The sequence below is a fragment of the Amycolatopsis sp. WAC 01416 genome (genome assembly GCF_003947485.1).
GTDB lineage: Bacteria > Actinomycetota > Actinomycetes > Mycobacteriales > Pseudonocardiaceae > Amycolatopsis.
In genome coordinates this window covers 329,130-353,387 of the sequence record NZ_QHHX01000012.1, presented here as the reverse complement: position 1 = coordinate 353,387, position 24,258 = coordinate 329,130, and the positions used below count along the sequence as shown (strand labels likewise).

The window sequence follows — 24,258 nt, the reverse complement described above, 5'->3', positions numbered from 1 at the left end:
ACAGACCTGCGATCTCGACCATTCGGTGCCGTGGCAGTTCGGCGGCACCACCAACGCCGACGACCTCATCGACCTCTGCCGCCGAGATCACCGACTCAAAGACGAACCCGGCTGGACCTACCACCTCGCATCAAATGGCACCCTGACCGTCACCACCCCGACCGGCCAAAGCCACGACAGCACCCCACCACCACTCCACCCACCCCGCGCACACACCGGACCGACCGAGGAGACGCCACCCTTCTGAACCCCATCGCCGGAAAATGGCCATGGCTCGATCTCGCGAGAAGACCTCGCGAGATCCGGGAATCCCCCCACGGTCTGAGCCGGAAGACCGGACCGTGATCCGATCCGCCCGGCCACCACGATCGGCAGGCTGACCGGTATGAAACCCACCTTCCCCGGCCGCCGCGTCGCCGCGGTCTCGATGGTCCTCGGCCCGGTCCTGCTGCTCACCGGAACGCTGCTGCGGTCACGCTTCGGCTTCTTCTTCCCGGAGCAGCTCCGGGCGATGAGCGAGCATCCCGCGCTGATGACGGCCGCGTACACGTGTTTCCTGGCCGGCAACGTCGTGCTGTTTCCCGCGATCATCGCGCTCGCCACGGAAATCGGCCGCACCAGGCGGGTACTGGCCGCCTGGGCAGGCTTGTCCGTCCTCATCGGACTCTTCGAACGGACGTTCCACGCCGGGATCGACCAGGCCGCGTCAGGGCTGGCCGAACGACGCGGTGCCGGCTTCGCCGAGAGCGTGGTCAGCGAGTCTTACCAGGACCTGCATCTGTTCAGTTTCCTGTCGTTCACGATCATGTTCGGCTGGTACGTCCTGGCCTTCGCCGCGTACCGCGCGAAGGCGCTCGGCCTCGTCGGCTCGATCGGGCTGGCGACGATGGGACTTCTACCCTTGGGCGTGTTGAAGGGAACCGAATTCGTTTCGATCATCGGAACCGCAGGACTTTGTGTCGCGTTGGTTCCGGCCGGTATCCGCGCCTTACTGGAAAGTCCCCGACCGAGCCGGAAGACGATACTTCTCACGGCGGTGACGATTCCGGCGTTGGGCGCGCTCGCTTTCGCGAGCACGCTGGGCTGAGGATTTCTCCTCAGGCCAGCCAAACGGGCGTTTTCTCTTTTCTGTCACCGGATTCGTGATCGCGCCCCGCCGGGAGACAGCTCATCAGCAGTACGACACCGAGTGCCCCGAGAAGCATGTGCCCGGCGAGGATGCACAGCCCACAGAATCCGATCCACAACGAGATCTTCATTCTGGGATGGTAGGGCCCATTTCCGGAGCACGACCCGGACTTGGGAAAGACTTAAGGTCTCCTTTGGGCAAAGGGTCTGTTCGGCGTACGCGCGTAATACATCACCAGTGACCCGGTCGCGGCCAGGAAGACCACCTGCATCAGGCTTCGCGGCACCAGTTCGTCCAGCACCGACGTCACCGGCCCGTGCAGCGCCTTGTACACATTCGCCGGGAACATCCCCAGCAGCAGGACGGTCAGCCCGGCGGCGGCCCATGGCGCCGTCCGCGACCACAGCACTCCCGCGGCGCCCGCGAGTTCGAGCACGCCGGTCACGGCGACCAGCAGCCCGGGCGCGGGCAACGCGGGCGGCACCATCGCGACGAGTTCCTCGCGCATGCCGATGAAGTGCGCGAGTCCGGTGGTGACGAACAGTGCCGCGACGCCGCCGCGCACGGCCACCGGCCATGGCTTCAGCCGCCGGACACCGGCGGCGCCGAGCAGGGACAACGTCGCCGTGACGGCGATCAGCATCAGTACGGGTACGAGACCGGGATCCATGACCATGCCCTCCGAGCAGTGAAACTTTCCACTGACAAGATGCGCGATTGCGAGTCATCTTGTCAATGACTAGATTCACGGGCATGAGTCCCTACCACCACGGCGACCTCCGCCGGGCCGTCCTCGACGCCGCCGTCGCGGCCATCACCGAACACGGCCCGGCCGGGATCAGCCTCCGCGACCTCGCCCGGCGCGCGGGGGTCTCCCACGCCGGGCCGGTCCACCATTTCGGAGACAAGGCCGGGGTGCTCACCGCACTGGCCGCCGAGGGATTCGACCTGCTCGCCGACGCGCTCGCGGCCGAGGGTGAACGGGACTTCGTCGAGGTCGGCGTGGCTTACGTGCGCTTCGCGATCGAGCATCGCGCGCATTTCGAGGTGATGTTCCGCCCCGAACTCCACCGCGAGGACGACGAGGCGCTGGCCGCCGCCCGTGACCGCGCGGGGCTTCTGCTGACCAGCGGCGCGGCGAAGGTCACCGACGACCCGATGGCCGGGGTCGCCGCGTGGTCGCTGATGCACGGATTCGCGAACCTGTGGCTCACCGGCGCACTGCGCGCCGAACACCTGGAGGACCCGGACACCGCCGCCCGCGCGATCGCCCGGATCCTGTTCCCCTGAACCCCGCTCAGACCTGCGCGGTCGGCATCACGGTGACCTGCTGGAGGTTCACCCGCGCCGGAAGCGAGGTCAGGAACGCCACGGTCTCGGCGATGTCGTCCGGCTTCAGCCAGGTCAGCGACTCGCGCGCGCCGTCCAGCCACTCCAGCGCGCCGGCGTCGGTGACATGTTCCTGAAGTTCGGTCTCGACCAGGCCCGGCTCGATCGCCGCGACCCGCACGCTCTTCGGGCCGAGGTCGGCGCGGAGGTTCTTCGACAAGTGCGTCACGTACGCCTTCGAGGCGACGTACACGGCGAAGGACGGAAAGACGGCCTGCGCACCGATGGACGAGGTGTTCACCAGGTCCGCGACCCCCTTTTCGGCCGCCGAAGCGACCAGATGCGGGACGAACGCGCCGATCGCGTTCATCAGGCCCGTCATGTTGACGTCGATCATGCGCTGCCAGTCGCCGGTCGCGAGTTCGTCGATCGGCGCGGCCAGCATCACGCCCGCGTTGTTGAACAGCAGGTCCGCGCGGCCCAGCTTCGCCTCGACCTCGGCCGCGGCGGCCCGCATCGCGTCGGCGTCGGCGACGTCGGCCGCGAGCACGAGCGCGGTACCGCCGTCGCGCTCGATCTCCTTGGCCAGCGTTTCCAGCCGGTCCGCCCGCCGGGCGATCAGCGCGACCGCCGCACCCGAGGCGGCGAGCCGCCTGGCGGTCGCCTCGCCGATCCCGCTGGACGCGCCGGTGATCACGGCGACCCTGTTCGCGTGCCGTGCCGGGGAGTTCGTCATCTCTGTGTCTCCTAAGTGGACTCGTTCTCGCGTTCTGAGTCCAGGAAACCGGGCATCAGCCGGAGCAGGAACGGTCTGTTCAACCTGGGTCCGGCAGTACCAGGCAGGAGCTCAGGACCCGAGCGCACCGAGGACGAGACCGGCGTGTTTGCGCCAGACGTCATCGCCCCGCGCCGAGGTCAATTCGACGATCCGGCCGAGCGCGAGGATCTGCAGGCCGATGTCGGCGGAGGTGATACCGGCCCGCAGGCGCCCCTCCCGATGTGCGCGTTCGACCAGGCCATCGAGGCTCTCCGCGAGATGCGCCCGGCAGGCTTCGAGTGCGCCTTCGGTGACGGTGAGCCCGTCCAGGAACGCCCGGTGACGAGCCATCATCGCCAGGGTCCGCTCGACGAACAGGCCGATCCCCTCCCACGGGTCCTCGGCGGCCTTCGCACGCTCGGAGACGGCCGTCCACTCGGCGACATCCTTCTCGAGCACGGCTTCGACCAGGTCGTCCTTGGTCGGAAAGTGCCGGTACAGGGTGGCGACGCCGACGCCTGCCCGCCGCGCGATCTCCCGGACGTCGGTCGCGAGACCGCGTTCGGCGAAGCACTCGCGCGCGGCCTCCAGCACCTGCGTCCGGTTCCGTGCCGCGTCCCAGCGCTGACGTCGCGAAGTGGTCATGGCGGAATCCTACCTTTTCCGGAACGCATGTTTCGGATACAGTCCTTTCCGGATCAAGTGTTCCGGAACAGGAGGCGACCATGTCCACGATCGTGATCACCGGGGGAACCGACGGACTCGGCCGCGCGCTGGCGGCCGACCGGCTGCGGGCAGGCCACACCGTCGTCGTGGTGGGCCGCAGCGAGGCGAAATTCCGCGCGCTGGCGGCGAACGGCGACGCGCACTTCATCGAGGCCGACTTGCGTGAAGTCGCGGAGAACCTGCGCGTCACCCAGGAGATCGCCGCCCGGTTCCCCCTCGTCGACACGCTGGTGCTGGGTGCCGCGTACGTGCACCGCGACCGGCAGACGACCGGCGAAGGCTTCGAACACAACTTCGCGCTCTACTACCTGAGCCGCCACATCTTCGCGTCGGAACTCCAGGAGGTCCTCGCCGCCGCCGAGCGGCCGCTGATCCTCGACACCACGGTCCCCGGCACGCCGGGGGACGCCGTCCGCTGGGACGATCTCCAGCTGGAACGGGGCTACACCTGGAAGATCGCGAACCTCCAGAGCCGCAGGCTCGTCCTGTTGTCCGCGCTCCGGCTGGCGTCCGACCACGTGCGCTACGTGCTCTACAACCCCGGTTTCGTCCGCACGAGCCACCAAGGCGCCCTCGGCAGGACGTCTCGCGCGATGGTCGGCGTCCTCGCGAAGATCCTTGGCACTCCACCGGAAAAGGCCATCCTGCCGATGCTCGGCCTCATCGCGAACCGTCCGGAGGCACCACTGAGCGCTTACCAGCGTGGCAAGCGCCTCGAACTCGACGACGCCACACACGAAGAAGCCGAGCGGCTCCATCAGGAGACCGCCCGGCTACTGCGAAGCGTCGCTAGACGAACTTGAGGTGCGAACGACGCCGCAACCGGAACCCCGACGCGACGGCGACCGCGCCGAGCAGGAGCACGAACGAGACCGCGCCGTGCGCGACACCCCGCGTCAGGTAACCGATGTCCGTGTGGTCGATGGCGTAGGTGCCGATCTCCCGGCTGGACCAGAACGGCAGCAGTCGCGCGATCAGGCTCGACGGGTCGGCCATCATCTGCAACCCGATGACCATCAGCAGCACCAGCGTCCCTTCGAGTTCGCGCGGCAGAACCGAACTGAGCGCGAGCCCGAACGGCGCCGACACCGCGACCGTCAGCGCCATGATCAGCGCGACCGGACCGTACCGGACGTCGTGCTGATCGACGAGGATCAGCACGAAGTATGGTGCGGACAAAAGGAAACCGACCGTCCACAGTGCACTCAAGCGGCCGAGGTACAGGTGCTGCGGACGGTAACCCGAAAGCCTCAGCCGGGGTTCCATGGCACGGCTCGCACTGCCGGCGAACAGCGCGGCGGTGCTCAGCGCCCAGCCGAGACCCAGGCAGACGAACCGGATGGACTGGCCGAGGTGGTCGCCGCGCCTGCTCAAGTAGAACAGCAAGGGCAGGAGCACCAGGATCAGCAGGACCGACCTGCGCCGCAGCAGTTCACGCAGCGCCATCTCCGCGACCGTCAGGATCTTCTTCACGCGACAGCCTTCCTGGCCGGGGAGAGTTCGAGGACGGTGTCGACCCGGTCCAGCTGGTTCAGCAGATGGGTGACCACCACGATCGCCTTGCCCGCGTCCCGCCATTGCCAGACCTGATGCCAGAAGTCGAGGTAGGCGCCCTTGTCGAAACCCTGGTAGGGCTCGTCGAGCAGGAGCACGTCCGGTTCACCGAGCCCGGCGAGCACGAGGTTCAGCTTCTGCCGGGTCCCGCCGGAAAGGTGCCGGGCCTGACCGCCACGCGCGGGCGTCCAGTCCAGCGCCGCGGCACGGGCCGCGCCGACCCTGGCCGACTCCTCGCGGGCCATCCCGCGGCCGGCACCGATCAGGACGAAATGCTCTCCCGCGTCGAGGAAGTCCGCCGTGCCACCGTCCTGCGGGCAGTAGCCGAGCGAACCACGCACGCGGACCTCGCCCTTGTCCGCGCCGGTGAGCCCGGCGCAGATGCTCAGGAAGGTGCTCTTGCCACAGCCGTTCGCCCCGATCACCGCGGCGATCTCCCCGGATCGCACCACGAGGCCGACGTCGTCCAGTACCGTCCGGCGGCCGTATTTCTTCGTGATGCCCCGAGCCTCCAGCAGCACCTCGCCGGGACGACGCCTCGGCCGTCCCACGCTTTCGGCCACGGCCGAGGCGTATGCGGCGGGCGGCCCGAAGACCCGCATCGGGTCCCCGCCGCTTTCCCGCAGGTGCACCGCCGCCTCCGCGACCACCTGCCGCGCCGCGTCCCCGCCGACGCCGCGACGACGCAGCTCGTGCGTCAGCGCGGAAAGCCATCCGTCGTGGTTCATCTTCCCTCCCGCAAGATCGAGGCCACCCCGGCGGAGAACTCCTGCCAGTCGGCGGTGGCGTGCCGCAGTGTTTCCCGGCCTTCCGCGGTGATCCGGTAGTACTTGCGCGCGGGCCCGGCCGTGCCGTCCCGCCAGCTCGCGGTGACCAGGCCGAACCGTTGCAGCCGCAGCAGCACCGGGTAGAGCGTGCCGCCCTGGATGGGGCCCAGCCCGGCGGCGTCGAGCGCTTGGGCCAGCTCGTAGCCGTAGGACTCCCGCTCCGCGACCAGCGCCAGCACGCAGGGCGCCAGCACTCCCCGCAACCACTGGCCTCGCCGGTCCTGATCCACGGCGAGCAATGTAGCAGTACTACCTAGATGGCACTACAAGCTAGCTTGACCTGCGCCGATGTGCGCGGAAAGAAAAAACGGGGAAAAATCGCCGCCACTGTCGAATCGGCGGGACGCCCTTCGTATAGGGAGTGACAACCGCACGATTGAGGAGGACGCCATGACCCAGTACCTGATAAGCCTGTACCACCCCGACGGCCCCATCCCGCCGCCGGAGGTGCTCGAACCGGTGATGCGCAAGATCCAGGCGCTCAACGACGAGATGAAGACCGCGGGCGTCTGGGTGTTCGCCGCCGGACTCCACCCCCCGACCACCGCGACCGTGCTCCGGGCCAAGGAGAACGGCGAGATCGCGATGACGGACGGCCCGTACGTCGAAGGGAAGGAACACCTCGGCGGTTTCACCATCGTCGAAGTACCGGATCTGGACGCCGCGCTCGACTGGGGCCGCCGGGTCGCCGAGATCACCTACCTGCCGGTCGAGGTCCGGCCGTTCCAGGGCGTGGAAGACCCTTCGTGCGTCCCCTGACCACCGAAGACATCGGCCGTGTCTTCACCGAGGAGTACGGCCGCGCGGTGTCCGTGCTGGTCCGGATCTTCGGCAACATCGACATCGCCGAAGACGCGGTCCAGGACGCCTTCGCCGCGGCGGTGGACCGGTGGCCGTCCACCGGTCCACCGCCGAGCCCGGCGGGCTGGATCATCACGACCGCCCGCAACAAGGCCGTCGACCGCCTGCGGCGGGACGCGGCCCGCGACGACAAGCACGCGCAGGCCGCGCTGCTCAACGCCGACAACGAACCAGCGGAGGAGGGGACGGGGGTGGAGGCAGGACTTGTGCGTGACGATCGCTTACGGCTGATCTTCACCTGTTGCCACCCCGCGCTGGCCGTTCCCTCGCAGGTCGCGTTGACGCTGAAGCTGCTGGGCGGCTTGACCACCGGCGAGATCGCTCACGCGTTCTTCGTCCCCGAAGCGACGATGGCGCAGCGGCTCGTCCGGGCGAAAGGCAAGATCCGCGACGCGAAGATCCCGTACCGCGTCCCGGACGACGCCGACCTGCCGGATCGGCTGCGTTCGGTGCTCGCCGTGATCTACCTCGTGTTCAACGAGGGGTACACGGCCACTTCCGGCGAGCGGCTGGTGCGGGAGGACCTGTGCGCCGAGGCGATCCAGCTCGGCAGGCTGCTGACCGGCCTCATGCCGGACGAACCCGAGGCGACCGGGTTGCTGGCGCTGATGCTGCTGACCGAATCCCGCCGCGCGGCCCGCAGCGGCGCGGACGGCGACGTGGTGCTGCTGGCGGAGCAGGACCGGTCGCGCTGGGACCGGGAGCTGATCGCCGAAGGGCAGGCGCTGGTCCGCGCGTGCCTGCGGCGGAACCAGCCGGGGCCGTACCAGATCCAGGCGGCGATCAACGCCGTCCACAGCGACGCCGCCGACACGGCGAGCACGGACTGGTCGCAGATCGTCCAGCTGTACGACCTGCTACTGGAGCTGAACCCGACCCCGATCGTCGCGCTCAACCGGGCCGTCGCGGTGGCGGAAGTGGACGGCCCGGCGGCGGCGCTCACCGCGATCGACGGCCTCGATCTGGAGGAATACCACCTCTACCACGCCATCCGCGCCGATCTGCTGCATCGCGCCGGCCGTGAGACGGAAGCGGCGCGAGAATACGAAGCGGCGATCCGAAGAGCCGGGAACAGCGCCGAAAGACGGCTGCTGGAGCGGAAAATGGCCCTGGTCAGTCGTTGATCAGCCGCGCCGGACCCGGACCCTTGGCGGCGAGGACGTCGCCGGGGTTCACCAGGACGCACTGCTCGAAGGACAGGCAGCCGCAACCGATGCATTCGGTGAACCGGTCGCGCATGCACTCCAGTTGCTCGATGCGTTTGTTGAGTTCGGCGCTCCAGCATGCCGAGGCGCGCTGCCAGAAGGCCTGGTCCGGCGCGGCACCCTGCGGCAGGAACGCGAGCACGTCGCCGATCACCTCCAGCGGGATGCCGAGGTGGTGCGACGCGCGGATGAACGCGACCACGCGGAGCATGGTGCGGGGATAGCGGCGCTGGTTCCCGCTGGTCCGCCTGCTGCCGATGAGGCCTTGGCGCTCGTAGAACCGCAGGGCGGAGGTGGCGACACCACTGCGCCGGGACAGCTCCCCGATGGTGAGTTCGGACGGCAGTTCGGGCATGTCCGCCATCCTATTGAGGAGTAAGGCGAACGTGGCGTGGGCGGCGTGAGAGGACGCGTCGCAGAGGCTCGTAACGGGTCGTGAGTGGCGATTCGGGCTCTAACCCGAATCGCCGCTCACGACCCCTGACCGGTCGGTACCGGCGCCCTCTTGCCCGGCCTGAGGTACATGAAGGCCCCCTTCCTTGCGCCTGGCGCAAGGAAGGAGTCCTTCATGTACTCGGCAAGGTGTGAAGGTCGAGTTTCCTCGGCTGAGCCGAGGGAAGGGGGCCTTCACGCGCAAGGCCATCAACCAGACATTTCGTGGTCCGGATGCCCCGCGCGGACAGTCCAGGTGCGGTCGTCTCCCGTCGACCTTCACGACAGGGATTCGACCACGCCACGTTTGCCTCTCCTCCGAGCTTGACTTGAACCCTTGTTTAAGTTTCATGCTGGAGGCATGACGAAACAGGGGATCGAGAAGATGACCATCCACAAGGGGCACTGGCCGGAACCGGCGGCGGGCTTGGTCGCGGTGGCGAGGGAGTACCCGGACGCCGACTCGGCGCGGGCGGCGTTCGAAGCGCGGGCGAACGGAGCCGAAGGGCTCGTCTCCTTCACCGCCTACGAGGGCGTCGATCACGACGGTGCCTTCACTTACGAGCAGTGGACCAGCGAAGACGCGATCCAGGACCTGGACGGCGCGCCCGTGTTCCAGCTCTACCGCGGGCAGCGCGGCGAGGGTGTGCCCGGCTGCCTCGTGATCGTCTCGGTCGAGTTCGAGGGCCCTGACGAGCGACGACAGCGCGACTGGATCGACCTCGTCTTCGAAGCGCTGGCGTCGGAACCCGCGCGGCCGGAAGGCGGCATCGGCGGGCATTTCCACGTCAGCACCGACGGGACCCGAGTGGTGAACTACGCCGAATGGACCAGCGCCGAAGCGCACCGCGCCGCGCTCGCGGCCCCCGGCGCCGACGGCATCGGCACCACGGACGTGTGGAAGAGGGTGCAGACCTACCCGGGGATGTCGGGCGGGTCGGTCAAGCGGTACCGCCCGATCGTCTCGGCGGTGGCGGCATGAAGCCGATCCTGGTCGCCGGTGCCACCGGCCATGTCGGCTCGCAGGTGGTCGCCCAGTTGCGGGCGCGGGACGTCCCGGTCCGGGCGCTGAGCCGGAATCCGCCGCCGGACGGGGTCCGCGGCGACCTGACGGATCCGGAAACGATCGCACCGGCGCTCGACGGCGTCGACACGGTGTTCCTGATGCTCGCCGGATCCGCCGGGGCACTGGTGCCCACCGTGGCACTGCTCGGGGAGCAGGTGGAACGCGTGGTGTTCCTGTCCTCGGGAGCCGTCGACGATTCCTTGGCGGAACAGGACAACGCCATCGGCACCTGGCACCGGACCGTCGAGGAGGCGATCGAAGCCGCGGGCGTGGACTGGACCTTCCTGCGGCCGCACGCGTTCGCGACGAACACCCTCGGCTGGGCGCCGTCGATCCGCGCGGACGGCGTCGTCCGCGGGGTGTACGGCGAGGCGGCCATGACGATGATCCACGAGCGGGACATCGCCGCGGTGGCCGTCGAAGCGCTCACCGGAGACGGGCACGCGGGGGCGAAGTACGTGCTCACCGGGCCGCGGCCGATCACGCAGAGCGAACAGGTGCGCCTCATCGGCGAGGCCGCCGGCCGACCGGCGCGCTGGGAGGAAACCCCGTTGGAGGAGACCAGGGCGGCCATGCTCGCGAAGATGCCGGACTTCATCGTCGACACGATGCTGACCGGATTCCGGGAGCTCGTCACGAAACCCGGCGAGGCCACCTCGGCCGTCCAGGACGTCACCGGCAGGCCGGCGCTGGAGTTCGACGTCTGGGCCGCCGATCACGCAGCCGCGTTCCGGTAGGCTCGGGTTCGTGTCGACGCCGGTTCATGCCACGGTGGTCCGCTAGCCGCCGTTCCTGACCTTGTCCCCCGACGAGCCACACCCGCGGGGTCTCTTCGCCGCGGGCGGATCCAGGAACGGAAACCATGAACCCCCTGTCCACAAAGGACGGTGGTCGGCACTGGCTGACCACCGTCGGTGTGAAACCGCCTCGAACCGTCGTCGCCGTCAACGACGGGATCACCGCCGACGAGGCGTTCCGGTTGGCCACTTCCGGCACCGGACTCGCCTGGTACGGCGACTTCCCCGGCGCGCGGAACCTCCTCGCCGCGCTGTCCCGCCGTTGCGGAACGGCGGCCGGGAAACCCTTTCCGGACCAGCGGAACCATCAATCTCGCCGGGCGCGGCTCCTCGGCAGGCTGCTGGTCCCGCTGGATCCCGGCCACGTCCTGCCGTTGCGTCGCGGGCCGGACGTGCGCGAGGCCTGCGCCGAGGTCTACGGGCCTTCCGAAACCGCGTCGCTGGTGTCCTTGCGCGAACTGCTCGGTGTCATCGGCGCGCACGAGTGGCGGGTGAAGGGCGTCGAAATCCCGGCGCTCGGCGCGAAACTCCACCCGCACCACGGGGTCTTCTCCCCCGTCCGCGGCGAGTACGTCGATCTGGTGGCGAGAACTCCTTTGCCCGCCAAGGAACTGGCCTTCGACATCGGTACCGGGACCGGCGTACTCGCCGCGGTCCTCGCGCGCCGAGGCGTGAAACGCGTGGTGGCGACGGACAACGAACCTCGCGCGCTCGCCTGCGCCCGCGAGAATTTCGAACGCCTCGGTTTCGGCGGGATCGAAACGCTCGAAACGGACGTGTTCCCGCCGGGCCGCGCGCCGCTGGTCGTCTGCAATCCGCCGTGGCTGCCGTCCCGCGCGCGGACTCCGCTCGAACGCGCCGTCTACGACCCGGGAAGCCGGATGCTCAAGGCGTTCCTCGACCGGCTGCCACGGCACCTCGAGCCCGGCGGGGAGGCGTGGCTGATCCTGTCCGACCTCGCCGAACTGCTGGGCCTGCGCACGCGCGACGAGCTGCTGGCCGCGTTCGACCGGTCCGGCCTCGAAATCCGGGGCAGGGAGGACATCCGGCCGCGGCATCCGCGGGTCACCGATCGGGCGGATCCGTTGCACGACGCCCGCGCGCGGGAGGTGACCTCGCTGTGGCGGCTCACAACCCGAGCAGCGCCCGCGCCTGACTGATGAACACGCGGGCGGCGGGGCTGACCGGCCCCTCCGTCCGCCAGGCCAGCGCCAGTTTCGCGCGCAGCCCGGCAGGCCGCGTGATCTCCATGGCGTGCAGATCCGTGTAGTGCGTCGCCAGCGACATCGGCACCACGGCGACACCGAGCCCGCGGCCGACCAGTTCGGCGACGACGTTCGGATCGCCCGCCTCCAGCGTCACCCGCGGCTGCGCGCCGTCGGCGAGGAACGCGGCGTCGGCGATCGCGCGCATGCCGGTGCCCTTCGGCAGGCTCACCAGCGAGCGGCTTTCCAGCTCCGACAGTGTGATCGTGGCCTTCGCGATGAGTGGATCCTCCGGCCCGGAGATGGCCACGAGCGGCTCGTCGAGGACGACCTCGAAACCGATCCCGGGCGGCGGTTCCCCGGACAGCCCGATCAGCGCGATGTCGAAGCGGCCGTCGGCGACACCCGCGAGCAGGACGTCGGAGGTGGCCTCGGCGAGCGTGATGTCCACGCCCGCGTGCCGTTCGTGGAAGCGGGCGAGCAGATCCGGGAGGTTGACCGGCCCGCGCGAGGACACCATGCCCATCGCGACCTGGCCGCGGACCAGGCCGGTGAGGTCGTCGACCGCCTGCCGCACCCCGGCGACGGCGGCGAGCGCGGCCCGCGCGTGCGGGAGCGCGGCGGCACCGACCTCGGTCAGCCGCACCGACCTGGCAGACCGGTCGAGCAGCGGCTGCCCGAGTTCGCGTTCGAGACGGCGGATCTGGGCGCTGACGCCGGGCTGCGCGACGTGCAGCCGCTCGGCGGCGCGGGTGAAGTTCGCTTCCTCTGCCACCGCGACGAAGTATTCGAGCTGACGCAGTTCCATAACCGATGATTCTAGTTCCCAGACAAACCAGATCTTGGACTTCTGGCCGAATCGGGATCACCCTGGTGCCATGACCACGATGCTCCGCTCCGGCGACCCGGATTACGACAACGAACTCGCCGGTTTCCAGACCGCTGTGCCCCGCCGCCCCGACGTCATCGTGCCCGCCGCTTCGGCCGCCGACGTCGTCGAGGCCGTCCGATACGCCGGCGAGCACGACCTCCCGATCGCCGTCCATTCGACCGGGCACGGCGTGGGCGTCCCCTTCGAGGGCGGCGTCCTCGTCACCACCCACCGCATGACCGGGATCCGGATCGACGACGGGATCGCACGGGTCGACGCGGGCGTGCGCTGGGGTGCGGTCATCGAAGCGGCCGCCGGGCACGGGCTGGCGCCGCTCAGCGGTTCCTTCCCCGGTGTCGGCGTCGTCGGCTACACCCTCGGAGGCGGGTTCAGCCTGCTCGGCCGCAAGTACGGGCTGGCCGCCGACCAGGTGACCGCGATCGAGGTCGTGACCGCCGACGGCGAACTCCGCCGAGCCACCCCGGACACCGAACAGGACCTGTTCTGGGCACTGCGTGGCGGCCGCGACAACTTCGGGATCGTCACCGCGCTCGAGTTCCGGCTCGTCCCGGTCACCCGGCTGTACGGCGGCAGCCTGCAGTTCGGCACCGAATCGCTGTCCGCGGTGCTCCACGCCTGGCGCGATTGGGCGGCGGGGATGCCGCGCGAGATGACGTCTTCGCTGGGCATGGTCCCGATGCCGGATCTGCCGATGGTGCCCGGACCGCTGCGCGGGCAGCACGTCGCGCAGATCCGGGTCGCCTACCTCGGCGACGCCGCCGAGGGCGAACGCCTGGTCGCGCCGCTGCGCGCCGCCGCCCCCGTACTGGGCGACACGCTCGCCGAGCTCCCGTTCACCGAATCGGGCAAGATTGCGAACGAGCCGCCGTTCCCGCACGGCTACCGCGCCGACAACGTCACCGTGCCCGAACTCAACGACTCGATGCTCGACGCGATCCTCGAACACGCCGGCCCGGACGCCCCGGTGCCGACCGTCCTCCTGCTGGATCTGCTCGGCGGCGCGCTGTCCGACCCGCCCGAGCACCCCGGCGTCGGATGGGACCGTGAAGCCCGCTTCACCGTGCGGGCACTGTCCGTAGTGGACGACACGGAAATGGGCGAGATCAAGGCGGCTCACGGGAAGCTGTTCGACGCGCTGAAGCCCTGGTCGACCGGCAAACTGCTGACCTTCGTCTACGGCGAGAGCGGCGCGGACGAGGAAGCGTCCAAGGTCTACTCCCCGGCCGATCTGCGGCGGCTCGCCGAGGTCAAGGCCGCCGTCGACCCGGCGAACCGGTTCCGGCTGACGCATAACGTCGAACCGGCGCGTGACGCTGGGTGATGCCCGAAATCCGCTGGTAGACGGCCTCCATCCGGGGCGAAGGCGCAGTGGGCCCGCCCCGTATACTTCCGGGCCGATACCGCCATTAGGGGGCACTGTGCGCACTTTGGACCATGACGAGTTCCTCGCCATGCGTCGGTTCCCCGCGCTCGACGGGCTGCGCGCGATCGCGGCCACCATCGTGATCCTCTTCCACTTCGCGGGTCCGAAGTGGAACTGGCTGTCCGGCTGGGTCGGTGTCTACATCTTCTTCGTGCTGTCCGGTTTCCTGATCACGACGCTGCTGCTGCGTGAACAGGACCGGACCGGCCGGATCTCGCTTTCGGCGTTCTACCTGCGGCGGGTGTTCCGGATCCTGCCGCCGTACCTGGTGATCCTCGGCGGCATCGTGGTGTTCGTGTGGCTGCGCGGCGAGTTCTTCACCCGCGAACTGCCGCACGCGCTGAAGTACTACCTGACCTTCTTCAACGAGTTCTTCCCCGCCAGCAGCCCGAACGGGCCGGACAACTTCTTCAGCGGCTCTTGGACGCTGGGCATCGAGGAGAAGTTCTATCTGGTCTGGCCGTTCCTGCTGGTGGTCGCGGGTGCCGCCGGGCTGGCCGCGGGTGTACGCAAACTCGCGCTGGCGTTCGCCGCGTTCGCGCTGATGGCCGGGCTGGTGGGGGTCACCAGCGGCTGGGTGCTCAACGGGCCGCAGGTGCCGATCTACCGGTCGACCGTGCACTACGCGATCCTGCTGATCGGCTGCGTGCTGGCGATCGCGATGCACTACCGCCGGTCCTACGCGGTGATCAAGCCGCTGACCCATCCGCTCGCGGCGATCCCGGTGTTCGGCGCGTTCGCCGTCCTGCACGTCAACATGGAAAGCCTGTGGTGGGAGACCGGCAGCAACCTGGGCCTGCTGATCGCCTACGGCCTGCTTTCGGCGATGTTGCTGGTCGTGCTGGTCTCGCCGGGGCCGCTGCGCTGGCTGCTGGCGACGAAGGTGATGCGCTTCGTCGGTGAGCGTTCGTACTCGCTCTACCTGCTGCAGGGCCCGGTGCACTTCGCCGTGGTCGCGGCGATCCCGCCGCTGGGCGAGCACCGGATGATCAGCGCGCTGACCGTGTTCGCGGTCGGGCTCGGGATCGCGGATCTCATCCACCGCTGGGTCGAGCAGCCGATGATCCTCACCGGCAAGAAGCTGATCGCGCGCCGCCAGGAGCGCAAGGCGCTGCGTGCGGCCGAAGCCGAACTCAAGCGCCCGAGCGCCGTCGAAGCCCCCAGCGGCGCGCGCTGACCCCCGCGTTTCGTCATCTGGATGCGATAGTTCGCCTGGGCGACTACCGCATCCAGATGACCGAATGCCTGGGTCAGCGGGAGATCGTGATGATCGGGATCACCCGATCGGTCTTCTCCTCGTAGTCGGCGAAGCCCGGCATGAGGCTGACCATCTTCGCGTAGAGACGGTCACGCTCGGCGCGGTCTTCGAGCACCACGGTCGCGGTCGCGTCGAACTTCTCCGTGCCGACCTCGATGGTGACCTTCGGGTTCGCCACGATGTTGTGGTACCAGGCCGGGTTCTTGTCCGCCCCGGCGTACGACGCGACGACGATGTACTTGCCGTCTTCCTCCGCGTACGCGAGCGGCGAGGTCCGCGGCTCGCCGCTCTTCGCCCCGATGGTGGTGAGCAGCAGCAGGGAACCGCCCTCGAACGGGCCGCCGACCTTGCCCTTGTTCTCGCGGAACTCCTTGATGATGTTCTTGTTCCAGTCCAACGCTTCGGACATGCTTTCCTCCAGTGTCGATCTCTCCGCCGAGGCTACTCAACCCTCGCGCGCCTTGCGGCGCTGCGCCTCGGCCCGTTCCCGGCACTCGCGGAGGAACTCTTCGTCGTCTTCGGCACTCGTCGCGGCGAACCGGCCCGGCCGGTCGTACTCCGGGAACGCCGGCGTCTCCCGCTCGTACCGACCGCGCCGGGCGCGGGCGGCGCCCTGCGGGCGACCGGCCACCAGCCAGACGATCGAGCCGATCAGCGGGACGATCAGCACCAGCAGCAGCCACATCCCCTTCGGCATGTTGCGGCACGATCCCTCGTCCGTGGTGATCACGTCGACAAGGCAGAAGATCCACAGACCGAGCGTGAGAACGCCGAAGAAACCATTGAAATACAGCATCGAAAGACTCCCCAGTTCCAGATGACCGGGGTAAGTCTTAGCACAAGAGTGCGTCGAGAATTCCCACGGCCACTTGCAGCGCCTGCGCTTCTCCCGGGCACCGCTTGGGCCCTGCTCCGAACGGCCGTTCCGACAGGTCCACCTCGACCACCTCGCCGCCGACCCACCGCCGGGTGATCCGGACCGGCGGATCCTCGCGCAGCACCCGATCGAGCAAACCCTCGGCGTCCTCATCGGACCGGTGAGCGGCCAGCGCCTTCCCGACCAGTTTGGCCGTCGCGTCACAGGCCTGGACCAGAAGCCCGATCCGCGCGGCCGTCCGCTCGGCGACGCCGCCACCGCAGACCTCGATCAGCCGTCGCATCGCTTCTTCGGCGTCATCCCCGATTCCCGTATGCGGGTGGTAGCTGCCGGAAACCGCCACGATGTCGCGAGAAACGTCCGGCAGGCCGAGCACCGCCGCCAGCACGGCGACCGGGACCGTCCACAAGATCCGGTCCACCCCGCCGTCCCGCATTTCCCGAGTGAGCGCGAAAGCCTTGTCCCGCAACGCCCCCATCGTCGCGAGCTCGTCGAGCACCAGCGCCCGCCGCCGCGCGTGGTCCTCCGGACGGCTGAACCGGGCGACGTTCGCCCGCAACCACCCGACGCCACCCGGCTCGACGTCCTGAGGCACCGGCGGGACAGGGGCTTCGATCAGCGGATTCTCCATGTCGCCACGCTAAGTGCGGAACGCTTCGGTCACGGCCGAAACGAGAGCGCGCCTTCGTTGTTATGGTGACCGGGTGACGGCCGTGTCGGAGGCAACCGAAGTCGACGGCGCGGGGCGAACGGCGCAACCGCGCCAGTTGATCGTGACCGTGTACGGCCTCTATTCGCGCGGCGAAGGCGGCTGGCTTTCGGTCCGCTCCCTGATCGATCTGCTGGCAGGCGTGGACGTCGAGGAACCCGCCGTCCGGTCGTCGATCTCGCGGCTGAAGCGGCGCGGGATCCTTTCCGCGGTGCGCCGCGACGGGGCCGCCGGTTACGAACTTTCCGAAACCGCGCTGGCGATCCTGCGCGAAGGCGACGAGCGGATCTTCCGCCGCGAACGCGCCACCCCCGCCGACGGCTGGCTGCTCGCGGTGTTCTCCGTCCCGGAAGCCGAACGGCACAAAAGGCACGTTCTTCGCACACAGCTCGCCCGGCTCGGCTTCGGGACCGCGTCGTCCGGGGTCTGGATCGCGCCCGCGCATCTGCGTGACGCGACCTCCGACATGCTGCGGCGGCTCGAACTGGAGGGTTACGCCGATCTCTTCCAGGCCGAGCACCTCGCGTTCGGCGACGTGCGGGAGAAGATCCGCGACTGGTGGGACCTCGACCAGCTCGAGTCGCTGTACACCGCGTTCCTCGACGAGCACGCGGCCGCGCTCCGGCGATGGCAGCGGCGCAAGACCACGGACGAGGCCGAAGCGTTCGCAGACTACGTGCGGGTGCTGACCGACTGGCGGCGGCTGCCCTATCTCGATCCGGGGCTGCCCGCCGAACTGCTGCCGTCCGGCTGGGCCGGGATCCGGGCCGCGGATCTGTTCTTCACGCTGCACGCGCGGTTGGGCGAAGCCGCGGCCGCGCACGTCTCGCGCACGCTGCCCGACGGGTGACGAACGGGACCGGGTCGGCGTGGGGCTGACGATGGAGGATTTGGGACGTTGAGTGTCCCAAATCCTCCATCGTCAGCAGGTCACGCCGCGCCGACGTGAGATGAAGGACTCCTTCATAGCAAAATTTGCAATGAAAGCGTCCTTCATGTCGCTTCAGGTCGCTTCAGGCGGCGACAGGCGCTTACGCGGCGACCACCGCGAAGCCCTGCACCTCCACCAGCGCCTCGGCGTCCCAAAGCCGGCTGACGCCGATCCCAGCCATCGCGGGGTACTCGCTCCCGGCCAGCCGCTTCCACACCGCGCCGATCTCGCGCGCGTGGGCGCGGTAGTCGTCCATGTCGACGATGTAGATGGTCACGCTGCACAGGTCCGACGGCGCCCCGCCCGCCGCGCGCAACGCGGTGAGCAGGTTGGACAGCGCGCGTTCGAACTGCGCGACCACGCCGTCCCCGACGATGCGGTTCTCCTCGTCCAATGCCGTCTGACCGGCGAGGAAGACGAATCTCCCGGTCGCGGCGACGGCGTGCGAGAAGCCGGAGGGGTGGCCGAGCTCGGGCGGATTGATGCGCTCCATACGGGTCAGCATATCCCGCATCGTTGACGGTCGTACATACCGCGACATATCCTGAGCGACGTGCGTATCGCGGTGTTAGGCGGCGGCCCGGCGGGGCTCTACTTCGCCACGCTGGCGAAACAGCTCCATCCCGATCACGAGATCACCGTCTGGGAGCGCAACGCGCCCGACGACACCTTCGGGTTCGGGGTGGTGTTCTCCGACGAGACACTCGGCGGGATCGAGCACGCCGATCCGGTGATCCACGCCGCCATGCGGCGCGAGTTCGCGCGCTGGGACGACATCGACGTCCGCTTCCGCGGCACGGTGCACACCTCCGGCGGGCACGGGTTCGCCGCGATGAGCCGCAAACGGCTGCTCGGCATCCTCCAGGAACGCTGCGCGGAACTCGGCGTGGACGTCCGTTTCCGTACCGAGGCGCCGAGCGCGGCCGAGGCGAGCGCCGAATACGACCTCGTCGTCGCGGCGGACGGCGTCAACTCCCCGACCCGCAACGCCCTCGCCGACAGCTTCCGGCCGAGCCTCCAGACCAGGCGCTGCAAGTACATCTGGCTCGGCACGGATCTCGTGTTCGACGCCTTCAAGTTCCACGTCCTCGAAACCCCGCACGGGATCATGCAGATCCACGGCTACCCGTACAGCGACACCGCGAGCACGTTCATCCTCGAACTGCACGAGGACGTCTGGCAGCGCGCGTTCGGCGAGATCGCCGCGACCGCCCTGGCACCGGGCGAAAGCGACGAGAAGTCCATCGAGGTCATCCGCGAACTGTGCGCGGACGTCCTCGGCGGCCATCAAGTGTTCGCCAACAACTCGAAGTGGACCGCGTTCGCCACCGTGCGCTGCGCGAGCTGGCGGCACGAGAACGTCGTCCTGCTCGGCGACGCCGCGCATACGGCGCACTTTTCCATCGGCTCCGGCACGAAGCTCGCCATGGAGGACGCGCTCGCGCTCGCCGCCTGCCTGCACGAGCAGTCCGATATGGACAGTGCACTCGAAGCCTACGAGGCGGAACGAAGGCCGGTCGTCACCTCGACCCAGCGCGCCGCGCAGGCGAGCCTGGAGTGGTTCGAGAACATGGGACAGTACACCCATCAGGATCCGGCGCAGTTCGCGTTCAACATCCTCACCCGCAGCCGCCGCGTCACCTACGACAACCTCCGGTTGCGCGATCCCGAGTTCGCCGCCGAGTTGGATACCTGGTTCGCGTCTACTTTGGACTCCGACGTCCGGCCGCCGATGTTCCAGCCGTTCCGGATCGGGAACCTCGACCTGCCGAACCGCGTCGTCGTCTCGCCGATGGACATGTACTCCTCCGAAGACGGCGTCCCGACCGATTTCCACTTGGTACATCTGGGAAGCAAGGCGCTCGGCGGTGCCGGGCTGGTGATGACCGAGATGGTCTGCGTCTCCGAAACCGGCCGCATCACCCCGGGCTGCGGCGGCCTCTACACCGAAGAACAAGAACAGGCGTGGAGACGGGTCACCGACTTCGTCCACGGCCACACCCCCGCGCGGATCGGCGTCCAGCTCGGCCACTCCGGGCGCAAGGGCTCCACGAAACTGATGTGGGACGGCATCGACCAGCCGCTGCCCGAGGGCAACTGGGAGATCTGCGGCCCTTCCGCGATCCCGTACAGCGACGTGAATCAGACCCCGCGCGAGCTCTCGATCCCTGAGCTACAAGAGATCCGCGACCAGTTCGCGCACTCCGCCGGTGCCGCCGCGCGCGCCGGTTTCGACCTCCTCGAACTCCATTGCGCGCACGGCTATCTCCTGTCGTCGTTCCTGTCGCCGCTGACCAACCGGCGGACCGACGAATATGGTGGCTCACTGGAGAACAGGCTGCGTTTCCCGCTCGAAGTCTTCGACGCCGTCCGCGCGGCCTGGCCCGCGGAGCGGCCGATGACGGTCCGCATCTCCGCGACCGACTGGTACGACGGCGGGATCGACGTCGACGACGCCGTCGAGATCGCCCGTGTGTTCGCCGAACACGGGGCCGACGGCATCGACGTTTCGACCGGTCAGGTCGTCAGCGAGGAGAAACCCGAGTACGGCCGCAGTTACCAGACGCCGTACGCGGACCGGATCCGCAACGAGATCGGGCGCGAGTACGGGATCGCGGTGATCGCCGTCGGCGCGATCTCCTCCTACGACGACGTCAACTCGCTGATCCTGGCGGGCCGCGCGGATCTGTGCGCGCTCGGCAGGACGCATCTTTACGATCCACAATGGACGTTGCACGCCGCCGCGGAACAGGGCTATCCGATGCCGTGGCCGAAGCAGTTCGCGGCGGGCAGCCGGAAACCGCAGGGCGGCCGCACCGACGGGCCGAAACCACGGCTGGAGCTGTTGCGTTCGGGCGAACCCGGCACCGCACACGCCCGCTGGCGACCTGGGAGCGATCGATGACAGCCTTCGCATTGAGCCCCGAACAGCAGACCTTCGCCGACGAGGTCCGGCGGCTGGGCGCCGAGAAACTCCGCCCGCTGGCCGAATCCGGCACCGAAGGCGCGGTGAACCGGCCGCTGCTCAAGGAAATGGGCGCGCTCGGCCTGCTTTCCCGGCTGTTCCCCGGCGTCGACGGCGGCAGCCCGAGCCGGGAAGCCGCCGCGACGGATCTGTGCATCCTGCGGGAATCGCTCGCGAGCCAGAGCACCGAAGCCGAGACCGCGTTGGCGTTGCAGGGTTTGGGCACGTATCCCGTGCTGCAGTCCGGGCAGGACTCGCAGGTCGCGAAGTGGGTTCCCGCCGTGGCCGCGGGTGACGCGGTCGCCGCTTTCGCGCTCACCGAACCGAACGCGGGTTCGGACGCGGCGGCGCTGGAACTCGCCGCCGAACCCGACGGCGACGGCTGGCGTCTCACCGGCGAGAAGATGTGGATCTCCAACGCCCCCGAGGCCGATTTCTACAGCGTTTTCGCCCGCACCACCCCGGAAGCGGGCTCGCGCGGCGTGTCCGCGTTCGTCGTCCCGGCCGACCGCGCCGGGCTGTCGGGTGAGCACCTCGACCTCGTCAGCCCGCATCCCATCGGCACCCTGGTCTTCGACGGCGTCCGCGTGGAACGGGACGAGCTGCTCGGCGAGCAGGACCGCGGTTTCGGCGTGGCCATGCGGACGCTGGACCTGTTCCGGCCGAGTGTCGGCGCGTTCGCCGTCGGGATGGCGCGGGCCGCGCTCGACGCCGCCGTCGTCCACGCGCAGACCCGGGTCGCGTTCGGCGGGCCGTTGCTCAAGCAGCAGACCGTGGCGCACACCCTCGCCGAAATGGCGACCCGCACCGAGGCCTCGCGTCTGCTGGTCTACGCCGCGGCCGCCGCCTACGACGCGGGCGAGCGGAACCTCGCCGGCCGCGCCGCGATGGCGAAACTGTTCGCCACCGAGACCGCGCAGTACGTCGTCGACTCCGCGGTGCAGATCCACGGCGCGCGGGCGCTGCGGCGAGGTCATCTGCTCGAACACCTCTACCGCGAGGTCCGCGCGCCGCGGATCTACGAAGGCGCGTCCGAAGTGCAGCGGACGATCATCGCGCGATCGCTGACTTCTTCTTAGCCGGGCGGCGATCGAGGTACCACTGCGTGGCGATCACGACCAGCGTCGGGCTCAGCCAGGCCGTGATCCCGGCGACCGACTGGGTCAAGGCGAGTTCGCTGCCGCCGAACGTGGTCGCCAGCTGCGGTTGCAGCACGATCACCGCGACCGGGCCGACCAGACGGCTGACGATGATCGACATGGTCAGCGCGAAGCTGCGGATCATCCAGCGGCGGTGATCGCCGAACCGGCGCTGCCGTGCCGCGTGCCAGCCGGCGAACGTGCACGCCAGCCACAGCACCCCGGCCAGCACGTTGGCCACCCGCGTCACCGGGCCGAACGGGCTCATCGCGCCGACGGTCAGCGCCAGCAGCCCGGCCGGGAGCACCCCGGCGAAGACGTACACCCGGCCGATCTTCCGGTGCACCGCCGGGTATTTCGCCCGGAACCACGGCCAGATCTGAAGCAGCGCCCCGACCATCGCGATCGAGCCGAACAGCACGTGCGCCGCGAGGAACCAGTAGTGCGAGGTGAACCCGGCCGGCTGCGGGACCCGTGACAGCGACGGGTCCATCGCCAGATACGGCGGCATCGAAAAGGCCAGGAACACCACGACGACGACGGCCAACGGCCCGACCCAAGGCCTTCGCCACCACGATTTCCGTGGCACCGTCCCGTGCTGGTCACGTTGCTCGAGCCTGACGGTCATCACTGTCCCCCACGTTTCCTTTTACCGGCGACCAACTTTCGCTGCCGAACCTAGGACGCGGGGCTATCGGGAAACAGGGAGCGGACCGCCGGATCAAGGGTGGGGCAGACCCTACCGCCGTCCGCCGCGCACCCGCTCGACGATGTCGCGGTACGCCAGCCCGCTCTGCTTGATCGTCCGCGCCTGCGTCTCGCGGTCGACCCGCACCAGGCCGAGCCGTTTCGCGTAGCCGTATGCCCATTCGAAACCGTCCAAAAAGGACCAGGCGAAGTAACCGCGGACGTCCGCGCCCGCCTGCCGCGCGGCGGCCGTGGCGGCGATGTGCGCGGAAAGGTACGCGGCGCGGTCTTCGTCGCGGACGAATCCGGTCTCGTCGGGGACGTCGGTGAACGCCGCACCGTTTTCGGTGACGTAAAGCGGCAGACCGGGATGGTCGCGGCCGATCCGGACGAGCAGTTCGGTGAGCTTGTGCGGCAGGATCTCCCAGCCGAGTACCGTCGACGGCGCCCCGGACGGCACCTTGCGGAACGAGGGCATCCCGAAGTGCTCCACCGCTTTCCCGTTCTCCTCCACCCCGGAGTACCGCGTCCCGAAGTAGTAGTCGACGCCGAGGAAGTCGAGCGGTGCCGCGATGATCGACGGGTCCCACGGCTCGGACGGCAGGCGGATGCCCTGCCGGGCAAGGGCCTCGAGGACGTCTTCCGGGTACCGGCCGTGCACGAGCGCGTCGAGGTAGAACCTCGTCCCGAGGCCGTCCTCGAACCGGGCGGCCTCGCGATCGGCCTCGCTGGGGGTGGCCGGATCGGCGGTGCTCAGGTTGAGCGTGATGCCGAACTTCGTCCCGGGCGAGGCGAGTTCCCGCATCCGCCGCACGGCGAGACCGTGGCCGAGCAGCAGGTGGTGCGCCGCCGCCATCCCCGCCTTCGCGTCCCGGCGGCCGGGCGCCATCACCCCATGGACGTAACCGTGCATGGCCGTGCACCACGGCTCGCTCAGCGTGGTCCAGTGGCGGACCCGGTCGCTCAGCCGCTCGAAGACGAGCATCGCGTAGTCGGCGAACCGGACGGCGGTGTCGCGCGCGGGCCAGCCGCCCGCGTCTTCGAGGTGCTGCGGCAGATCCCAGTGGTACAGCGTCAGCCAGGGGTCGATGCCGTTGTTGAGGAGTTCATCGACCAGCCGATCGTAGAAGGCGATGCCCGCCGGGTTCACGCCACCGCGCCCGCGCGGCTGCACACGGGGCCAGGACACGGAGAACCGGTAGGTGTCGACGCCGAGTTCCTTGAGCAGCGCGACGTCGGCGGGCATCCGGTGGTAGTGATCGCAGGCGACCTCGCCGGTGTCACCGTTGTCGACGGACCACGGGTACCGGGCGTAGGTGTCCCAGATGGACGGTGTTCTTCCGTCTTCGGAGACCGCGCCTTCGACCTGGTACGCGGAACTCCCGACACCCCACCGGAAGTCGGGCGGCAAGGTGCCGATGAGCTCTTTCTCCCCCGTCATGGCCCTCTTCCCCCCTTATTTCACCAGTTGATACATGGCGGAGGCTAA

29 protein-coding genes are annotated in these 24,258 nt (G+C 69.0%); 14 read left to right on the top strand and 15 right to left on the bottom strand.

All coding sequences use genetic code 11. From position 1 onward, the window contains the following. Both DL990_RS42025 and DL990_RS36435 read left to right on the top strand, forming a co-directional pair. Positions 1 to 247: HNH endonuclease signature motif containing protein (locus DL990_RS42025; RefSeq protein ID WP_148106805.1), on the top strand; the 247-nt coding region annotated here is incomplete at its 5' end. 138 nt (positions 248 to 385) lie between these two features. Further along, a complete protein-coding gene (locus tag DL990_RS36435) occupies positions 386 to 1,087 on the top strand; it encodes a hypothetical protein (protein WP_125801409.1) in 702 nt (233 codons plus the stop codon). A 10-nt stretch (positions 1,088 to 1,097) separates the two neighbouring features. Here DL990_RS36435 and DL990_RS41365 read toward each other — a convergent pair whose 3' ends face one another. Beyond that, the gene (locus tag DL990_RS41365; protein WP_158632689.1) at positions 1,098 to 1,259 is read right to left on the bottom strand and encodes a hypothetical protein; all 162 of its coding nucleotides are present in this window, start codon (positions 1,257 to 1,259) and stop codon (positions 1,098 to 1,100) included. Positions 1,260 to 1,310: 51 nt separating this feature from the next. Further along, on the bottom strand, positions 1,311 to 1,805 hold the full coding sequence (locus tag DL990_RS36430) for a DoxX family protein (RefSeq protein WP_125801408.1): 495 nt from the start codon (positions 1,803 to 1,805) through the stop codon (positions 1,311 to 1,313). Positions 1,806 to 1,882: 77 nt separating this feature from the next. Between DL990_RS36430 and DL990_RS36425 the strand changes: the two genes are divergently transcribed. Next, positions 1,883 to 2,419: a TetR/AcrR family transcriptional regulator gene (locus tag DL990_RS36425; RefSeq protein WP_125801407.1), complete on the top strand. Its 537-nt coding sequence runs from the start codon at positions 1,883 to 1,885 to the stop codon at positions 2,417 to 2,419. A gap of 7 nt (positions 2,420 to 2,426) precedes the next feature. Here DL990_RS36425 and DL990_RS36420 read toward each other — a convergent pair whose 3' ends face one another. Then, positions 2,427 to 3,194 carry an SDR family oxidoreductase gene (locus DL990_RS36420; protein ID WP_125789297.1) on the bottom strand — a complete coding sequence of 256 codons (768 nt, stop codon included), beginning with the start codon at positions 3,192 to 3,194 and terminating at the stop codon, positions 2,427 to 2,429. A gap of 111 nt (positions 3,195 to 3,305) precedes the next feature. Then, positions 3,306 to 3,860: a TetR/AcrR family transcriptional regulator gene (locus tag DL990_RS36415; RefSeq protein ID WP_125801406.1), complete on the bottom strand. Its 555-nt coding sequence runs from the start codon at positions 3,858 to 3,860 to the stop codon at positions 3,306 to 3,308. An 80-nt stretch (positions 3,861 to 3,940) separates the two neighbouring features. On the opposite strand from DL990_RS36415, the gene DL990_RS36410 reads away from it, so the two are divergent. Then, complete coding sequence (locus DL990_RS36410) at positions 3,941 to 4,744, top strand: SDR family NAD(P)-dependent oxidoreductase (RefSeq protein WP_125801405.1); 804 nt, start codon at positions 3,941 to 3,943, stop codon at positions 4,742 to 4,744. On the opposite strand, the gene DL990_RS36405 is transcribed toward DL990_RS36410, so the two are convergent. From DL990_RS36405 to DL990_RS36395, 3 genes are read right to left on the bottom strand one after another with little or no spacing between them, the layout of a single operon-like run. Further along, positions 4,731 to 5,414: an ABC transporter permease gene (locus DL990_RS36405; protein ID WP_125789300.1), complete on the bottom strand. Its 684-nt coding sequence runs from the start codon at positions 5,412 to 5,414 to the stop codon at positions 4,731 to 4,733. The genes DL990_RS36410 and DL990_RS36405 overlap by 14 nt on opposite strands. Next, on the bottom strand, positions 5,411 to 6,223 hold the full coding sequence (locus DL990_RS36400; RefSeq protein WP_125801404.1) for an ATP-binding cassette domain-containing protein: 813 nt from the start codon (positions 6,221 to 6,223) through the stop codon (positions 5,411 to 5,413). Before DL990_RS36400 ends, DL990_RS36405 begins: the two co-directional genes overlap by 4 nt. Beyond that, complete coding sequence (locus tag DL990_RS36395) at positions 6,220 to 6,552, bottom strand: PadR family transcriptional regulator (protein ID WP_125789302.1); 333 nt, start codon at positions 6,550 to 6,552, stop codon at positions 6,220 to 6,222. Before DL990_RS36395 ends, DL990_RS36400 begins: the two co-directional genes overlap by 4 nt. A 160-nt stretch (positions 6,553 to 6,712) precedes the next feature. On the opposite strand from DL990_RS36395, the gene DL990_RS36390 reads away from it, so the two are divergent. Both DL990_RS36390 and DL990_RS36385 read left to right on the top strand, forming a co-directional pair. Further along, positions 6,713 to 7,081 (top strand): YciI family protein, encoded by a 369-nt coding sequence (locus DL990_RS36390; protein WP_125789303.1) that lies wholly within the window; start codon positions 6,713 to 6,715, stop codon positions 7,079 to 7,081. Further along, positions 7,069 to 8,307 (top strand): RNA polymerase sigma factor, encoded by a 1,239-nt coding sequence (locus tag DL990_RS36385; RefSeq protein ID WP_125801403.1) that lies wholly within the window; start codon positions 7,069 to 7,071, stop codon positions 8,305 to 8,307. Before DL990_RS36390 ends, DL990_RS36385 begins: the two co-directional genes overlap by 13 nt. On the opposite strand, the gene soxR is transcribed toward DL990_RS36385, so the two are convergent. Further along, positions 8,297 to 8,743 (bottom strand): redox-sensitive transcriptional activator SoxR, encoded by a 447-nt coding sequence (soxR, locus tag DL990_RS36380; RefSeq protein WP_125801402.1) that lies wholly within the window; start codon positions 8,741 to 8,743, stop codon positions 8,297 to 8,299. The two genes, DL990_RS36385 and soxR, sit on opposite strands and share 11 nt — an antisense overlap. Positions 8,744 to 9,181: 438 nt before the next feature. On the opposite strand from soxR, the gene DL990_RS36375 reads away from it, so the two are divergent. The 3 genes from DL990_RS36375 to DL990_RS36365 all read left to right on the top strand — a co-directional run bounded on the left by DL990_RS36375 (position 9,182) and on the right by DL990_RS36365 (position 11,843). Beyond that, the gene (locus DL990_RS36375) at positions 9,182 to 9,802 is read left to right on the top strand and encodes an antibiotic biosynthesis monooxygenase (RefSeq protein ID WP_233620673.1); all 621 of its coding nucleotides are present in this window, start codon (positions 9,182 to 9,184) and stop codon (positions 9,800 to 9,802) included. After that, a complete protein-coding gene (locus DL990_RS36370) occupies positions 9,799 to 10,623 on the top strand; it encodes an NAD(P)H-binding protein (protein ID WP_125801401.1) in 825 nt (274 codons plus the stop codon). The genes DL990_RS36375 and DL990_RS36370 overlap by 4 nt, the downstream gene beginning before the upstream one ends. A 125-nt stretch (positions 10,624 to 10,748) precedes the next feature. Beyond that, the gene (locus tag DL990_RS36365; protein ID WP_125801400.1) at positions 10,749 to 11,843 is read left to right on the top strand and encodes a class I SAM-dependent methyltransferase; all 1,095 of its coding nucleotides are present in this window, start codon (positions 10,749 to 10,751) and stop codon (positions 11,841 to 11,843) included. Here the strand turns inward: DL990_RS36365 and DL990_RS36360 are convergent. After that, positions 11,812 to 12,696, bottom strand: a complete 885-nt coding sequence (locus DL990_RS36360; protein WP_125789308.1) for a LysR substrate-binding domain-containing protein — start codon at positions 12,694 to 12,696, stop codon at positions 11,812 to 11,814. The two genes, DL990_RS36365 and DL990_RS36360, sit on opposite strands and share 32 nt — an antisense overlap. A gap of 70 nt (positions 12,697 to 12,766) precedes the next feature. Between DL990_RS36360 and DL990_RS36355 the strand changes: the two genes are divergently transcribed. Continuing rightward, positions 12,767 to 14,101, top strand: a complete 1,335-nt coding sequence (locus tag DL990_RS36355; RefSeq protein ID WP_125801399.1) for an FAD-binding oxidoreductase — start codon at positions 12,767 to 12,769, stop codon at positions 14,099 to 14,101. A 97-nt stretch (positions 14,102 to 14,198) separates the two neighbouring features. Beyond that, positions 14,199 to 15,380 carry an acyltransferase gene (locus tag DL990_RS36350; RefSeq protein ID WP_125801398.1) on the top strand — a complete coding sequence of 394 codons (1,182 nt, stop codon included), beginning with the start codon at positions 14,199 to 14,201 and terminating at the stop codon, positions 15,378 to 15,380. Positions 15,381 to 15,453: 73 nt separating this feature from the next. On the opposite strand, the gene DL990_RS36345 is transcribed toward DL990_RS36350, so the two are convergent. The 3 genes from DL990_RS36345 to DL990_RS36335 are packed head-to-tail and all read right to left on the bottom strand — an operon-like array spanning position 15,454 to position 16,969. Then, the gene (locus DL990_RS36345) at positions 15,454 to 15,870 is read right to left on the bottom strand and encodes a nitroreductase family deazaflavin-dependent oxidoreductase (RefSeq protein WP_125789311.1); all 417 of its coding nucleotides are present in this window, start codon (positions 15,868 to 15,870) and stop codon (positions 15,454 to 15,456) included. A 36-nt stretch (positions 15,871 to 15,906) separates the two neighbouring features. Continuing rightward, the gene (locus tag DL990_RS36340; protein WP_125789312.1) at positions 15,907 to 16,257 is read right to left on the bottom strand and encodes a PLDc N-terminal domain-containing protein; all 351 of its coding nucleotides are present in this window, start codon (positions 16,255 to 16,257) and stop codon (positions 15,907 to 15,909) included. A 37-nt stretch (positions 16,258 to 16,294) separates the two neighbouring features. Then, positions 16,295 to 16,969, bottom strand: coding sequence for an oxidoreductase (locus DL990_RS36335; RefSeq protein ID WP_125801397.1), 675 nt, complete (start codon positions 16,967 to 16,969; stop codon positions 16,295 to 16,297). A gap of 73 nt (positions 16,970 to 17,042) precedes the next feature. Here DL990_RS36335 and DL990_RS36330 point away from each other — a divergent pair, with 73 nt between their 5' ends. After that, a complete protein-coding gene (locus tag DL990_RS36330; protein WP_125789314.1) occupies positions 17,043 to 17,897 on the top strand; it encodes a PaaX family transcriptional regulator C-terminal domain-containing protein in 855 nt (284 codons plus the stop codon). Between the two features lie 181 nt (positions 17,898 to 18,078). On the opposite strand, the gene DL990_RS36325 is transcribed toward DL990_RS36330, so the two are convergent. After that, the gene (locus DL990_RS36325) at positions 18,079 to 18,483 is read right to left on the bottom strand and encodes a RidA family protein (protein WP_199746739.1); all 405 of its coding nucleotides are present in this window, start codon (positions 18,481 to 18,483) and stop codon (positions 18,079 to 18,081) included. Between the two features lie 48 nt (positions 18,484 to 18,531). On the opposite strand from DL990_RS36325, the gene DL990_RS36320 reads away from it, so the two are divergent. Beyond that, entirely contained in the window at positions 18,532 to 20,883 is a 2,352-nt protein-coding gene (locus tag DL990_RS36320) for a bifunctional salicylyl-CoA 5-hydroxylase/oxidoreductase (protein WP_125801395.1), read from the top strand. Beyond that, a complete protein-coding gene (locus tag DL990_RS36315; RefSeq protein ID WP_125801394.1) occupies positions 20,880 to 22,022 on the top strand; it encodes an acyl-CoA dehydrogenase family protein in 1,143 nt (380 codons plus the stop codon). The genes DL990_RS36320 and DL990_RS36315 overlap by 4 nt, the downstream gene beginning before the upstream one ends. On the opposite strand, the gene DL990_RS36310 is transcribed toward DL990_RS36315, so the two are convergent. Both DL990_RS36310 and DL990_RS36305 read right to left on the bottom strand, forming a co-directional pair. After that, the gene (locus tag DL990_RS36310; RefSeq protein ID WP_125801393.1) at positions 21,994 to 22,710 is read right to left on the bottom strand and encodes a DUF2306 domain-containing protein; all 717 of its coding nucleotides are present in this window, start codon (positions 22,708 to 22,710) and stop codon (positions 21,994 to 21,996) included. The two genes, DL990_RS36315 and DL990_RS36310, sit on opposite strands and share 29 nt — an antisense overlap. Before the next feature lie 111 nt (positions 22,711 to 22,821). Then, positions 22,822 to 24,210: a GH1 family beta-glucosidase gene (locus DL990_RS36305; RefSeq protein ID WP_125789319.1), complete on the bottom strand. Its 1,389-nt coding sequence runs from the start codon at positions 24,208 to 24,210 to the stop codon at positions 22,822 to 22,824. Positions 24,211 to 24,258: the final 48 nt, after the last annotated feature.